The organism is Stutzerimonas frequens, from assembly GCF_024448335.1.
In the GTDB taxonomy this organism is placed as follows: Bacteria; Pseudomonadota; Gammaproteobacteria; order Pseudomonadales; family Pseudomonadaceae; genus Stutzerimonas; species Stutzerimonas frequens.
Genome location: NZ_JAMOHM010000010.1, coordinates 137,816 through 150,929 on the forward strand (window position 1 = coordinate 137,816; position 13,114 = coordinate 150,929).

The window sequence follows — 13,114 nt, forward strand, 5'->3', positions numbered from 1 at the left end:
GTCATTCATTGAGAATGTCCTCGTCGGAGCCCCCCATGAACAACTCTTCCAAGCATCTCGAACAGAACGTCCACGGCTGGGAGCGCGCCATGTCCCTGGCCGGCGGCCTGTACTTCCTCGCCAAGGGCCTGCGCCGTGGTGGCCTCGGCGGTCTGCTGCAACTGGGCATCGGCGGGATGGCCGTGGCCCGGGGCGTGACCGGCCACTGCGAGGCCAAGCGCGTGTTCAATGAAGTCAGCGAACAGGCGGGCATGGCCGAAGGGCGCTCGCACCATATGCCGTTCGAGCGTTATGACTCGAACAAGGAGCAACTGCAGGCCAACGCCGCAGCTGCCACCAACGGCACCACGGTCACCGGCAACGACGATTTGAAAAGCCCGCCCGCCGGCGTCTGAACATCGCCCTGCGGGCCTGTGGCTAGCGGACTTGTCCGCGAGCGAAGCTGCAGCAGGCGAGCCGGGCGCTCTGGATTTCAGCGCCGCTTCACCGCCTCATGGGCAGCGATCAACTGGTCGACGACGCCAGGGTCGGCCAGCGTCGAGGTATCGCCCAGAGTGTCGTAGTCGTCCGTGGCGATCTTGCGCAGCAGGCGGCGCATGATCTTGCCGGACCGTGTCTTCGGCAGCCCCGGCGCCCATTGGATGGTATCCGGCACCGCGATCGGGCCGATCTCGTGCCGGACCCACTGCTGCAACTCCTGGCGCAGCGTGTCGCTGGGCTCGGTACCAGCAACCAGAGTCACGTAAACATAGATCGCCTGGCCCTTGAGCGGATGCGGCACGCCAACGGCCGCGGCTTCGGCCACCTTGGCATGCGCCACCAGGGCGCTCTCGATTTCGGCGGTGCCCATGCGGTGTCCGGAGACGTTGAGCACATCGTCGACGCGCCCGGTGATCCAGTAGTAACCGTCCTCGTCGCGGCGGGCGCCGTCGCCGGTGAAGTACATGCCGCGGAAGGTCTTGAAGTAGGTATCGACGAAACGGTCGTGGTCACCGTAAATGGTGCGCATCTGCCCTGGCCAGGAGTCGAGAATCACCAGATTGCCCTCCGCCGGGCCTTCCAGCAGGTTGCCAAGATTGTCCACCAGCCCCGGCACTACGCCGAACAGCGGCCGCGTCGCCGAGCCGGGCTTGAGCGCCGTGGCACCGGGTAACGGGCTGATGAGGATGCCGCCGGTCTCGGTCTGCCACCAGGTATCGACGATCGGGCAGCGCGACCGACCGACCGTCTCGTAGTACCAGTGCCAGGCTTCCGGATTGATCGGTTCGCCCACCGTGCCGAGCAGGCGCAGGCTCGAACCGTCGGCACCCTCCATCGCCGCCGGCCCCTCGGCCATCATCGCGCGGATTGCCGTCGGCGCGGTGTAGAGGATGTTGACCCGGTGTTTGTCGATGATCCTGGCGATGCGGGTGACGTCCGGATAGTTCGGCACGCCTTCGTACATCAGGGTCGTCGCACCGTTGGCCAGTGGGCCGTAGATCAGGTAGCTGTGCCCGGTGATCCAGCCGATGTCGGCGGTGCACCAGTAGATATCGCCGGGGCGGTAGTCGAAGACCCGCTCGTGGGTCAGCGCGGCGTACAGCAGGTAGCCGCCGCAGGTGTGCAGCACGCCCTTGGGTTTCCCGGTGGAGCCCGAGGTGTAGAGAATGAACAGCGCCTCCTCGGCGCCCATTTCCTTCGGCGCGCAGACCTCGCCGGCCACGCGCATCAGGTCGTCGTAGCAGACGTCCCGGTGCGGGTGCCAGCGAATGTTCGCTCCGGTGCGGCGCACCACGATGATCTTCTGCACGCAACGAGTCTGCGGGTTCGTCAGCGCCTCGTCGACGTTCTCCTTCAGGGCGATGGCCTTGCCGCCGCGTATGCCCTGGTCGGCAGTGATCACCACCTTCGAGCTGCCGTCGATGATGCGCCCGGCCAATGCCTCCGGCGAGAAGCCGCCGAACACCACAGAGTGGATCGCACCGATGCGCGCGCAGGCCAGCATTGCCACCGCGGCCTCGGGAATCATCGGCATGTAGATGGTCACCACGTCACCGCGGTGCACATCCTGGCCACGCAGGGCGTTGGCGAACTTGCAGACCTCCTGGTAGAGCTCGCGGTAGGTGATCTCGCGGTGCTCCGAGGGGTCGTCCCCCTCCCAGATGATCGCCACCTGATCGCCGCGCTCGGCCAGGTGCCGATCCAGGCAATTGGCCGACACGTTCAGCGTGCCGTCGGCAAACCACTTGATATCGACGTGATGGTCGTCGAAGGAGGTGCGCTTGACCTCGCTGAAGGGCCGAATCCAGTCCAGCCGTGCCGCCTGCTCACGCCAGAATCCTTCAGGGTTGATCACCGACTGCTGATACATGGCCCGATAAGCGGCCTCGTCGGTCAGGGAGTGCTTTGCAGCCTCAGGGGACACGGGATACACGGACGCAGCACACATGGCAGTCACCTCGGGTTATCTGGTTATTTTCCGGTCGCAGCCTTGTCTCGCAGGCGAACCCTCACCACCCGATCGATCCACGCTTCCCGTGCGGATCGCCAACCACGCGCCTGTCAGACGTCTGCTTCAGCCGATGCCGAATACCGCAGCGGCCGCGACTAGCGGCCACTCTCCAAGCATAGACACTGTTTCGCGGCCATTTGCCGAGGGCTGCTGTCTCAATTCGTAACAGCCATCGCCGGGAACCACCATGTCAGCACCAAGCAACGCCCTGTTTCGTCAGCTGCAGCGGATCCCCCAGAGCATCGTCTTCTACCCCACCGTGATTCCGGCCGGCTACTTCGTGCTGGGCGGTCTCGTCCTGCTCTTCGAAACGACTGACCTGGCTCACGCCTGGCGAAACATGCTGCCGTCCGGCCTGGCAGAGGCGGACAACGCCCGGGAAATCCTCGGCACGCTCATCACCAGCATCATTTCGCTGACCGTGTTCAGCTTTTCCATGGTCATGGTCGTGCTCAATGGGGCCGCCTCGCGACTCTCCCCGCGCGTGCTGCCCGGGCTGATCAGCGATCGGCGCAACCAGCTGATCCTCGGCAACTACCTGGGCTGCATCCTGTTCTTCCTGCTGATGATCGCCTTCATCAACAAGAACGAACCCGATAGCCTGCCTGCGTTCGGCGTGCTGCTCGCCGTACTGATGGGCCTGGGCTGTATGGCCCTGTTCGTCGTATTCATCCGTTCCATCTCGCAGTCCATCCAGGTGGACTGGATCGTCGGCCAGCTCTACCGCAGCGCCTGCCATAACCTGGCGCAGCGTTGCGAGCGCCTGGGGTCGATCACCGCGGCGCCGGATGACCGCGACTGGTACTGCATCGAAGCGGTCACGCCCGGCTATCTGCGCGAGGTCAACGAGCAACGCCTGCGGGAGCTCTTGGGGCCGGACGATCTGCAGGCGGTGCTACAGGTGGAACCCGGGTTCTTTCTGGTCGAAGGGCATCCGTTGCTCAAGGTCAGCGCCGAACTGGATGCCCGGCGAACCCGACAGGTGCTCGACTGCTTCGATTTCCACGATGAAGAGTTCGCCGGCGCCAACGTTTTCTATGGCATGCGGCAGATGACCGAAATCGCGGTAAAGGCCATCAGCCCGTCGATCAACGACCCGGGCACGGCAATACGCGTGCTCAATCTGCACGGCGTGTTGCTCGGTCGCCTGGGTGGCGTCCCGCCGCTGGACGTGGGCTGCATCGACAATGGCAAGCCCAGGCTGTTCTATCCACAGCTGAGCCCGCAACGACGGCTGACGCTTATCCTCGACCCGATTCGTACCTATGGCAGCAATGACCCGGCGATCGTCATGGCGCTGATGCAGTGCCTGAAGACTGCCTTGCACGGGCAGCCCTCCAGCGACCAGCTGGAGGCCTACGTGGATGAATTGGCGGCACTGCGCGACGCCGCGGATACGGACCTGCAGAATGACCGTGACCGCCGTGCGGTCAACGATCTGCTGGAGCGCATCAACCGCCTGCATGACGAACTGGCGCCGCTGGCATTACTGCCGATTCCGGCGAAAAGCTGAAGGCAAAAAAAAGCGGCCTCAGGGGCCGCTCGGTCAACCATCCGGTTGGAATACACACTTGTCCGATCACGCAGATAGACGCCGCCATTCTGTGCAGCCAGCGCCGTGGCCGAAACTGCACATTGGTCTAACAGACCATTGGCGGGCTTGCCTCAAGGCGCAGAGTTGGCTGCCTGAGCCGCCTCGATGAGCTCCTTACCGATCTCGCCCTCGAACTTTTTCCAGGCCGGTTGTACCGCCTCGCGCCAGCGGGCACGCTGCTCGTCGGTCAGCACCAGAATCTCGCTCTTGCCCGAGTCGATCACGCCCTGCTTGGCCTTCTCGTTCAGCGCCTCGGCCTGGCGGTTCACCTCCACGGTGACCTCGTCGATGATCGCTTCCAGCTCGCCGCGCACCTCTGCCGGCAGGCCGTTCCAGAACCTGGTGTTGGTGATCAGCAGATAGTTGCCGATGCCGTGACCGGACTCGGTGATGTACTTCTGCACCTCGTGGTACTTCTGGCTGTAGATGTTCGACCAGGGATTGTCCTGGGCATTGACCACGCCGGTCTGCAGGCCCTGGTAGATCTCGGCGAAGGCCATCTTGCGCGGCACCGCCCGCAGGGCGGTGTACTGGGCGGCCTGCAGGTCCGAGGGCTGTACGCGGAATTTCAGCCCGCGGGCGTCGGCCGGCTCGCGCAGCGGCTTGTTGGCAGTGAAGTGGCGCATGCCGTTGAGCCAGTAGGCCAGGCCGGTGATGCCCTTGTCCTCCATGGATTTGAGCATGGCGCGGCCCTTGTCCGACTGCTGGAAGCGCTGCGCCGCGGCCATGTCGTCGAACAGGAACATCAGGTCGAACAGCTGCAGCTGCTTGGTGTACTGCTCGAGCTTCGACGGTGCCGGCGCCAGCAGCTGCACCTCGTTCATCAGCAGTGCCTCCATCTCCTTGCCGTCGCCGTACAGCGAGTAGTTGGCGAATACCTGCACTTCCACCTGGCCGGGCAGGCGCTCTTCCACGAGCTTCTTGAACATCAGCGCGCCCTGACCCTTCGGCGTGCTGTCGGCGGTGATATGGGAGAACTTGATCAGGATCGGATCGGCCTGGGCGCCGAGGACGCTAAACAGCGCTGAAGCGGCGAGCAGACGGGTGATGCCACGGGTGAGTCGTGCCATGGAGAGCTCCGTTTTGTAGTTGTGTGAGCCATGCAGCTGGTCCGACTCTACCCCGCCGCCCCCTCGGGCTGAATTGCTAATTGGCCAAGCGCGACTTCGCGTTTGGCGAAGGCCGTGACGCGATCGCGCCGCCAAACGGCTTCGCTCAGGCCTGGCCTTCGCGAAGCGTGAGGTGTTCGAGCATCTGCCGGGCAGTCACCGACAGGCTTTCCAGATTGCGCACGCCGAGCTTGAGTTCGCGCCGCGCCCAGACATCGGTCAGCGGCACCATGGCCACGTCCAGCGCCGGCAGGTAGTTGCGCACCACCTGCTCAGGCAGCACGCCGATGCCCATGCCGGTGTGGATCATCCGGCAGATCGCCTCGAAGCTGCGCACCTGGATGCGCAGACGCAGCGGCGTGCCCATCTGCTGTGCCGACTGCTGCAGCAGGGCATGCAGCGAGGCATCCTGCTGCAGGCCAATGAAGTCGAAGCCTGCCGCCTCGCGCAGTGCAATGCATTCGCGGCCGGCCAGCGGATGCTCACGTGGCGTGACCAGCACCAGCCGATCCTCGCGGTAGGGAAACACCTGCAGGTCCTCGCCCGGCATGTGCCCGGCGAAGATGCCGATATCGGTCAGCCCCTCGCGCAGGGCGCGCAGGGTGTCACTGCTGACGCGCTCCTCCAGGTCGATCTTCACTTCCGGGTGCTGGCGAGCGAAGGCGCTCAGGTCTTCGGGCAGGAACTCGATCACCGCCGAGGTGTTGGCGTGGATGCGCACATGGCCCTTCACGCCCTGGCTGAACTCGCTGAGGTCAGCGTCCAGCTGCTGCAGGTTGTCCAGCAGGTTGCGCGCGTGGTGCAGCAGCGCGTGGCCGGCCGGCGTCAGCTCGACGCCCTTGGGCTGGCGATAGAGCAGGCTGACGCCGAGCTGCCCTTCCACATCGCTGACGCGCTTGCTCACCGCTGCCAGCGCCAGATGCTCGCGCTCGGCGGCGCGGGTCAGGCTACGGGTCTCGGCGATGGCGACGAACAGCCGAAGGGTGACGAAATCGATGCGGCGCATGGGCAAGCTTCCGTATTCGCGGGTGACGAAGCATGCACCTATTCCCGCCGCTATTCCACGGCCTCACGTCTCCCGGCTTCGTGGAGCGCGAAGCCATGCTTGGCCAACGACCAATTGTCCGCTGCCGATGGGTCGGTCATGCTCGGCACCATGAATCAACCGGCACAGGTGTCGTGATGAGCGAACAGACAGACAAGAACCTGCCGCTGCAGGGCCTCAAGGTGATCGAGATGGGCCAACTGATCGCCGGCCCTTTCGCCAGCAAGCTGCTCGGTGAATTCGGCGCCGACGTGATCAAGATCGAGCCCCCCAGGGTTGGCGACCCGTTGCGCAAGTGGCGCAAGCTAAAGGACGGCACCTCGCTCTGGTGGCACGTGCAGTCGCGCAACAAGCGCTCGGTGACGCTGGATCTCAAGGCCGCGGAAGGCCAGGAAATCGTCCGCCAGCTGGTGGCCGAAGCCGACATTCTGGTGGAGAACTTCCGCCCCGGCACGCTGGAAGAATGGGGCCTGGGCTGGGATGAGCTGTCGAAGCTGAACCCTCGGCTGATCATGCTGCGCATCTCCGGATACGGCCAGACCGGCCCCTATCGTGACCTGCCGGGCTTCGGTGTGATCGGCGAAGCCATGGGCGGTCTGCGCCACCTGTCCGGCTATCCGGGCCAGCCCCCGGTGCGGGTCGGCGTCAGCATCGGCGATTCGCTGTCCTCGCTGTATGGCGTGATCGGTGTATTGCTCGCCCTGCAGGAGCGCAACCGTAGCGGCCAGGGCCAGGAGATCGACGTGGCGCTGTACGAGTCGGTGTTCGCCATGATGGAAAGCCTCGTGCCCGAATACGACGCCTTCGGCTATGTACGCGAGCCGGCTGGCAGCGCCCTGCCCGGCATCACGCCGTCCAATTCCTATTTGTGCAACGACGGCGCCTACGTGCTGATCGCCGGCAATGGCGACAGCATCTACAAGCGCCTGATGACCCTGATGGGCCGCCAGGACCTTGCCGATGATCCGCGCTTCGCCCACAACGACGGCCGCGCCCAGCACGCCGAGCTGATCGATGCCGCCATTGGCGAATGGACCATCCAGCACAGCCGCGACGAGGTGATCGAAGCACTCAAGGGCGCCCGCGTGCCGGCCGGCTATCCCTACACCGCCGCCGATATCGTCAAGGACCCGCACTACCTGGCGCGGCAGATGATCGAGCAGGTGCAGACCTTTGCCGGCCCGCTCAAGGTGCCGGGCGTGCTGCCCAAGCTATCGCGCACGCCGGGACGAATCGGCGAAGGCGGCCCGCAGCTGGGCGAACACACCGACGACGTGCTGGCCGGCCTCGGCCTCACCGACGAACAACGCCAGGGCCTGCGCGAACGCGGGATCATCTGAACAGTGCGTCATCTACCCTACGCCCATACGTAGGGTGGACAACGCGAAGCTTGTTCACCAGCCAGCAAGCCACAACGGTGGATGGGTAGAGCGTCATCCACCCTACGAAACCCCAGGACTCCCCATGAGCAAACGCCTGTATATCCAGGAAGTCGCCACCCGCGACGGCTTCCAGATCGAAGCGAACTTCGTGCCGACCGAAGCCAAGATCGCCCTGATCGACCACCTCTCGCAAACCGGGCTGGCGAAGATCGAGGTCACCTCCTTCACCTCGCCCAAGGCCATCCCCAACCTGCGCGACGCCGAAGACGTGATGCGCGGCATCCGCCGTGCGGAGGGCGTCGAGTACACCGTGCTGGTGCCCAACGTGAGGGGCTGCGAGCGCGCCCTGGCCTGCGAGGTGGACGAGATCAACCTGGTGATGTCGGCCAGCGATACCCACGGCCTGGCCAACCTGCGCATGACGCCCGAACAGTCGCTGGCGCAGTTCCGCGAAATCATCGAAGTCACTCGCGGCAGTGGCGTGTTCATCAACGCCTCGCTATCGACCACCTTCGGCTGCCCCTTCGAGGGCGACGTGCCCGAGCGGCGCATCTATGAGCTGGTGCAACGCCTGCTGGAGATCGGCGTGCAGGGCATCACCCTCTGCGACACCACCGGCATGGCCAACCCGGCGCAGGTCGAGCGTATCTGCCGCGAAGCGCTGAACAGCTGGCCACAGGCAATATTCACCGCACACTTCCACAACACCCGCGGCATGGGCCTGGCCAACGCGCTGGCAGCGCTGAACGCCGGCATCGACCGCTTCGACGCCTCGCTCGGCGGCCTCGGCGGCTGCCCTTACGCGCCCGGCACCAGCGGCAATATCTGCACCGAGGACGTGGTGCATATGTTCCAGCGCATGGGGCTGAACACCGGCGTCGATCTCGACCGCCTGCTGCAATGCGCCGCCGACCTGCCCCAACTGGTCGGCCACGACGTGCCGGGCGCGGTACTCAAGGCCGGCAAGGCCGATCGCCGTTACCCGAAACCGAAGTGGATGCAGGAAGCCGGCGTTTAAATCCGGGCGGACCGTCTCGAAAAAGCTATCTTTCACTGATTGTGGGGAGAAGCCATATACCTATTATTGGGTGCGTTAGCCTGAGTGAACTCCTTTAAAATACTCTGTTCGCTCAATAGTCATTCTTAATTTGCACTCTTCCACTTGGACACCCTGCCAAGGAGATGGCGTGGACGACATCCCTATGAACTCACACTCGGCATCTCTGAATTTAAGCCACGCCCTTTGAGAAGAACGAAATAAGCTAACCAGTTCGGTGTGTGGCCAATTTTGGCGCAATGCAGTTTCTTCTTCTTCGGCTCTTTTGATGGCTTTCTTGTATTCTGCATTCAACTGCTCGTCAGCGAGTTTTTTTGTGCCACGCACATATATCCTGCGGTAACGCCTCCGCCTTGGGCATTGCATGGATCATTATTTTCTTCAGTGGCAAAGGCTGCTGCTGAAATGAAGAAAAATACAAAGTGTATTGCTTTCAAATTTACACCTAGCACTTAACGATTAAGCCAAGGGCGGGCTTTAGCCCGTCCCAGTGAGCGAAGCGAGCGGTTTTAACCAGTTCCTAGATATTTAAACTTCATTCTTGTCCGATTCTGGGTTGTTAATTTTGAAAAGTGTGCTTCCAAATTCTGGATTGTATTTCCTTGCTTCTTCTAAGGTCACTGTCGGCACTTTGATTGTTGCCTTGTGGCGGCCTCCGAAGACGTCGGTGACTTCTACTTTGATTTTTACTAGTTGTTTTTTGTTTTTCGGAAAGCAACCTCCCCAGCTCTCAGGTTGCTCAAAGTAGACAACGCCATTTATAGATTGGCCAATTTCGAGAAAACTATCGAGCCTAGCAGGAGATAAATAATTTTTCTGGGTTAGAAATGGGTAGATTTTTATGTTGCCTACAATTTCTACTTGGAAATCAGTAAGTGCTACCGCTTGATGCTCAATCCAAAACCAGCCGATGGAGTTTTTTAGCCAAAGCATGCTCCATGGAGTGAGGTTCCAATGATACCCAACTCTGACCTTATGAATGCTTGATGGCGCAGCGCCAATATTTGAGATGTGCAAATATATGGCTATTGCTGTTTGATGCGCATCGTATTCTTGATGCTTGTTTCCGGTGAGATATGTGCAGCAGAGGGTTGGACCGGGGATGGTTTCTATTTTGAATTTTGGTTTCCGGCGTAGAGCAGAGAAAACCCCACTAAACCAGCCAAAAATCACAGTGATCACGAATAGCGCAACACTGAGAACGCCTTGGTTCTCATTTGCCCACGCTATTGCTGCTATGACCCACTCAGTTATCTGCATAAATATCTAACATTTGGTTAAGGGGCGGGCTTTAACCCGCCCCAGCGAGCGGAGCGAAGGGTTTTAACCACTAGTTAGAGATCACAGTTTTCTGCCATGTGACTGTAGGCGTGCTTGAATTGCCCCCTCTATTTTCTTATAGAGAGGCTCTGCATCATCTTTAATTTTTTGCCACCCTTCGCGTTGCATTTTGTGATCGCTTGCCTCGTGCCCTACCTCTTTCGAGACTAGCGCTGACCAGAGCATTTCCGAGATTCTTGTGAATTGTTCTTTAAGCTCTGGCGTAAAGAATATTCCATTGCGCGCAACAAAACTTTGCAGTTCTGAGAAGGCAGATTTCACTTTTCGATAGCGATGCCAAAAGACAATGTCTTTATAGGTTTCTAGCTTGTTTCTGGAGGATTGAATCTCATGTTTCTGCGATTCAGTGAAAATTGTAGATGCAAGAAACTCTTCAAGCTGTGCTTCGCTCATGCGGTCTACATCGGGATACTCTTGCATAGGGTGAACTAGTGATGAAATCAATCCATATGCTTCATCAAGTTTTTGCCATGCTTTTGGTAGCACCTGGAACTCTCGCTCTTGCAGCTTTATTGCTCCGCTAAGCAGTGCGTCTATCTCAACTCTTAGTCGTTGTAATTCAAGAGCTTGTTGGTGTTTTAGATAATCGAGCCTTTGGGTGAATTTATTTTCAATCCAGGATTTTCCTAGAAATTGAAAGGTTAAGTAAGCTACTACAGCTCCGCCTCCGCCATATGCAATCATCTCACCCAAAAATTTTAGGGTTTGCTCAGTCATCGGAGTATTCTCTAACTATAATTAGACACCAAGTGGTGTATAAGACGCCGAACGGGCTTGGTGTATAACATTCCATTCGCCATTGTGTCCGAGCCTCTAGCTCGGGCCCCTCAGGGACGCCGGGTGGTTATACACCAGCTCCGGGAAGCATGAAATTGATGTCATCAGACACTGCCTCGCCTGCGACCTTCCGCACCCGCTCAGCCATTGCCGTGTCGATAAGCCTTCCAGATTCCATGCCGTGTAGCGCCGCAAAAAAACCGGCTAGTACAAGCGGCAGGCCTAGCAGAGCCCTAGAAAAACCAACCACTGCAGGCCAGAGAAACGGTTAGGTCTCGCCGCCCGCAGCATCTAGCAACGGCTCAATCCCCCTGACAGAACTGCAGAATCGCCTCGGCCACCGCCTGCGGCGCCTCGCGCTGGGGGAAGTGGCCGGCGCCTGGCAACAGCTGTCGGTGGTATGGGCCGCTGAACAAGGCCTCGCGCCCGGCCGAGGTTTCCGGTGCGTTGCAGGTATCGGCCTCGCCGTGCAGCACCAGCGTCGGCACGGCGAGCACCGGGGCCGGTTGCAGCAACGCCTCGTCCGATGCATAGGCAGGATCGCCGGCGACGAAGCCCCAGCGGTGGCGGTAGGAATGCAGTACCACGGCAGCCCAGTCCGGGTTGTCGAACGCCTCCAGCGCCTGGATGAAATCCGCCTCCCTGTACCAGCCGGCCGGTGACCAGGTATCCCACAGCAGCCGCGTGAAGGCCGCGCGATCCTCGACTACCGTCTGCTCGCCGCGCGGGGTGGCCATGTACCAGTGGTACCAGTAGTTGCGCGCCTGGCTGAGCGAGATGTGCTGGTTCGGGTCATTGGTGCCGTAGCCCACCGCGAGCATTACCAGCCGTGCGGCGGCGTGATGGCGCAGCCCGCAGGCATTGGCCACCGCCCGCGCCCCCCAGTCATGGCCGACCAACACCGGCTGGTCGAGGCGCAATGCGTCGATGAAATCCAGCAGGTCACGGCCCAGCGCGGCGAGCTGACCGCTGCGTGGGGTCAGCGCGTCGCGAAAGCGTGTCCGACCGAAGCCGCGCAGCGTCGGGCAGAGCACCCGGTAGCCCGCTGCGGCCAGGCGCTCGGCCACGGGCTCCCAGCCTTCGGGGCAATCCGGCCAGCCGTGCACGAGCACGGCGACCTGCTGGCCGCGGGGGTTCCATTCGAGATAAGCGATATCCAGCACGGGTGTGCTGACCGTGGCGTAACGACTCATGCCGGCGTCTCCTTGCGCGCTTTGGTCGGTCAGCATAAGCCTGGTTTCAGGCATAAAAAAACGGGCCGGTCACATCGGACAGACCCGTTCGTTCTCCGCCGCTTGGTGCCTCTGGAGGCTCAGGAGCGGTTGGCCGCCTGCGCCGCTTCGATCAGCTCGGCGCCGATCTCGCTCTCGAACTTCTTCCACACCGGTTTCATCGCCTCGCGCCACTGGGCGCGTTGCTCGGGGGTCAGCTCGATGATCTCGGTCTTGCCGGAGGCGGCGATGGCCTGGCGTGCCTGCTGGTTAAGGTCGTCGGCCTGGCGGTTCACCTCGGCGGTGACCTCTTCCATGATCGTTTCCAGCTCGCCGCGCACGTCTTCCGGCAGGCCGTTCCAGAACTTGGTGTTGGTAATCACCATGTAGTCGATCAGACCGTGGTCGGAGGCGGTCATGTAAGGCTGGACCTCGTGCACCTTCTGGCTTTCATAGTTCGACCAGGTGTTCTCGGTGCCATTGACCACGCCGGTCTGCAAGCCCTGGTAGACCTCGGCGAAGCTCATCTTGCGGGGGTTTGCGCGCACCGCCTTGAACTGCTCGTCGAGCACTGCCGAGGCCTGCACGCGGAACTTCAGCCCACGGGCATCCTTCGGCTCGCGCAGCGGCTTGTTCGCCGAAAGCTGCTTCATTCCGTTGTGCCAGTAGGCCAGACCGGTGATGTTCTTGTCCTCCATCGCGCGCAGCAGCGCCTTGCCCTGCGGGCCGCTCTGGAAACGATCGGCTGCCGCCAGGTCGTCGAACAGGAACGGCAGGTCATAGATCTGAATGGCCTTGGCGTAATGCTCGAACTTGGCCAGCGACGGCGCCAGCATGTGCACGTCACCGAGCAGCAGGGCCTCCATTTCCTTGCCGTCGCCGAACAGCGAGGAGTTCGGGTAGACCTCGACCTTCACCTTGCCCGGCAGGCGTTCTTCGGCGAGCTTCTTGAACAGCAGCGCGCCCTGCCCCTTCGGCGTGTTGTCCGCCACTACATGGGCGAACTTGATGGTCACGGGTTCGGCATGCACCACCCCGGCGACAGTGAAAGAAAGCGCGCAGGCGAGTGCCTTGAGCTTGTTACTCAGCATGGAAGTACCCTCTTGT

Annotated in this window: 12 protein-coding genes; 4 read left to right on the forward strand and 8 right to left on the reverse strand. The window is 61.4% G+C overall.

Going from position 1 to position 13,114, the window contains the following annotated elements:
• The first annotated feature begins 35 nt into the window (after positions 1-35).
• The gene (locus tag NAO55_RS14935) at positions 36-395 is read left to right on the forward strand and encodes a YgaP-like transmembrane domain (protein ID WP_013982476.1); all 360 of its coding nucleotides are present in this window, start codon (positions 36-38) and stop codon (positions 393-395) included.
• A 77-nt stretch (positions 396-472) separates the two neighbouring features.
• Here the strand turns inward: NAO55_RS14935 and acs are convergent, their stop codons facing one another.
• Positions 473-2,428, reverse strand: coding sequence for an acetate--CoA ligase (gene acs / locus NAO55_RS14940; RefSeq protein WP_102841411.1), 1,956 nt, complete (start codon positions 2,426-2,428; stop codon positions 473-475).
• 250 nt (positions 2,429-2,678) lie between these two features.
• On the opposite strand from acs, the gene NAO55_RS14945 reads away from it, so the two are divergent.
• Positions 2,679-4,004: a DUF2254 domain-containing protein gene (locus tag NAO55_RS14945; protein WP_102841412.1), complete on the forward strand. Its 1,326-nt coding sequence runs from the start codon at positions 2,679-2,681 to the stop codon at positions 4,002-4,004.
• 152 nt (positions 4,005-4,156) lie between these two features.
• Here the strand turns inward: NAO55_RS14945 and NAO55_RS14950 are convergent, their stop codons facing one another.
• Complete coding sequence (locus NAO55_RS14950) at positions 4,157-5,155, reverse strand: DctP family TRAP transporter solute-binding subunit (protein ID WP_102841413.1); 999 nt, start codon at positions 5,153-5,155, stop codon at positions 4,157-4,159.
• Positions 5,156-5,300: 145 nt separating this feature from the next.
• Positions 5,301-6,200: a LysR family transcriptional regulator gene (locus tag NAO55_RS14955; RefSeq protein ID WP_102841414.1), complete on the reverse strand. Its 900-nt coding sequence runs from the start codon at positions 6,198-6,200 to the stop codon at positions 5,301-5,303.
• Positions 6,201-6,376: 176 nt separating this feature from the next.
• Between NAO55_RS14955 and NAO55_RS14960 the strand changes: the two genes are divergently transcribed.
• Together NAO55_RS14960 and NAO55_RS14965 are read left to right on the forward strand one after the other, a co-directional pair.
• Positions 6,377-7,579, forward strand: a complete 1,203-nt coding sequence (locus NAO55_RS14960; RefSeq protein WP_013982470.1) for a CaiB/BaiF CoA transferase family protein — start codon at positions 6,377-6,379, stop codon at positions 7,577-7,579.
• Between the two features lie 124 nt (positions 7,580-7,703).
• Complete coding sequence (locus tag NAO55_RS14965; RefSeq protein WP_256070232.1) at positions 7,704-8,639, forward strand: hydroxymethylglutaryl-CoA lyase; 936 nt, start codon at positions 7,704-7,706, stop codon at positions 8,637-8,639.
• Between the two features lie 75 nt (positions 8,640-8,714).
• Here NAO55_RS14965 and NAO55_RS14970 read toward each other — a convergent pair whose 3' ends face one another.
• The 5 genes from NAO55_RS14970 to NAO55_RS14990 form a co-directional block, all read right to left on the reverse strand.
• Positions 8,715-9,005 carry a lysozyme inhibitor LprI family protein gene (locus NAO55_RS14970; RefSeq protein ID WP_197932470.1) on the reverse strand — a complete coding sequence of 97 codons (291 nt, stop codon included), beginning with the start codon at positions 9,003-9,005 and terminating at the stop codon, positions 8,715-8,717.
• Between the two features lie 201 nt (positions 9,006-9,206).
• Positions 9,207-9,938, reverse strand: a complete 732-nt coding sequence (locus NAO55_RS14975; RefSeq protein ID WP_102841416.1) for a hypothetical protein — start codon at positions 9,936-9,938, stop codon at positions 9,207-9,209.
• 81 nt (positions 9,939-10,019) lie between these two features.
• Positions 10,020-10,736, reverse strand: coding sequence for a hypothetical protein (locus NAO55_RS14980; protein WP_146030742.1), 717 nt, complete (start codon positions 10,734-10,736; stop codon positions 10,020-10,022).
• A 362-nt stretch (positions 10,737-11,098) separates the two neighbouring features.
• The gene (locus tag NAO55_RS14985; RefSeq protein ID WP_102841417.1) at positions 11,099-11,989 is read right to left on the reverse strand and encodes an alpha/beta fold hydrolase; all 891 of its coding nucleotides are present in this window, start codon (positions 11,987-11,989) and stop codon (positions 11,099-11,101) included.
• Positions 11,990-12,108: 119 nt separating this feature from the next.
• Entirely contained in the window at positions 12,109-13,098 is a 990-nt protein-coding gene (locus tag NAO55_RS14990) for a TRAP transporter substrate-binding protein (protein ID WP_102841418.1), read from the reverse strand.
• Positions 13,099-13,114: the final 16 nt, after the last annotated feature.

What these genes read in the sequence shown, in the direction of transcription:
- NAO55_RS14935 (WP_013982476.1), top strand. Translation starts at nt 36, where the DNA reads ATGAACAACTCTTCCAAGCATCTCGAACAGAACGTCCACGGCTGGGAG.
- acs (WP_102841411.1), bottom strand. Translation starts at nt 2,428, where the DNA reads ATGTGTGCTGCGTCCGTGTATCCCGTGTCCCCTGAGGCTGCAAAGCAC.
- NAO55_RS14945 (WP_102841412.1), top strand. Translation starts at nt 2,679, where the DNA reads ATGTCAGCACCAAGCAACGCCCTGTTTCGTCAGCTGCAGCGGATCCCC.
- NAO55_RS14950 (WP_102841413.1), bottom strand. Translation starts at nt 5,155, where the DNA reads ATGGCACGACTCACCCGTGGCATCACCCGTCTGCTCGCCGCTTCAGCG.
- NAO55_RS14955 (WP_102841414.1), bottom strand. Translation starts at nt 6,200, where the DNA reads ATGCGCCGCATCGATTTCGTCACCCTTCGGCTGTTCGTCGCCATCGCC.
- NAO55_RS14960 (WP_013982470.1), top strand. Translation starts at nt 6,377, where the DNA reads ATGAGCGAACAGACAGACAAGAACCTGCCGCTGCAGGGCCTCAAGGTG.
- NAO55_RS14965 (WP_256070232.1), top strand. Translation starts at nt 7,704, where the DNA reads ATGAGCAAACGCCTGTATATCCAGGAAGTCGCCACCCGCGACGGCTTC.
- NAO55_RS14975 (WP_102841416.1), bottom strand. Translation starts at nt 9,938, where the DNA reads ATGCAGATAACTGAGTGGGTCATAGCAGCAATAGCGTGGGCAAATGAG.
- NAO55_RS14980 (WP_146030742.1), bottom strand. Translation starts at nt 10,736, where the DNA reads ATGACTGAGCAAACCCTAAAATTTTTGGGTGAGATGATTGCATATGGC.
- NAO55_RS14985 (WP_102841417.1), bottom strand. Translation starts at nt 11,989, where the DNA reads ATGAGTCGTTACGCCACGGTCAGCACACCCGTGCTGGATATCGCTTAT.
- NAO55_RS14990 (WP_102841418.1), bottom strand. Translation starts at nt 13,098, where the DNA reads ATGCTGAGTAACAAGCTCAAGGCACTCGCCTGCGCGCTTTCTTTCACT.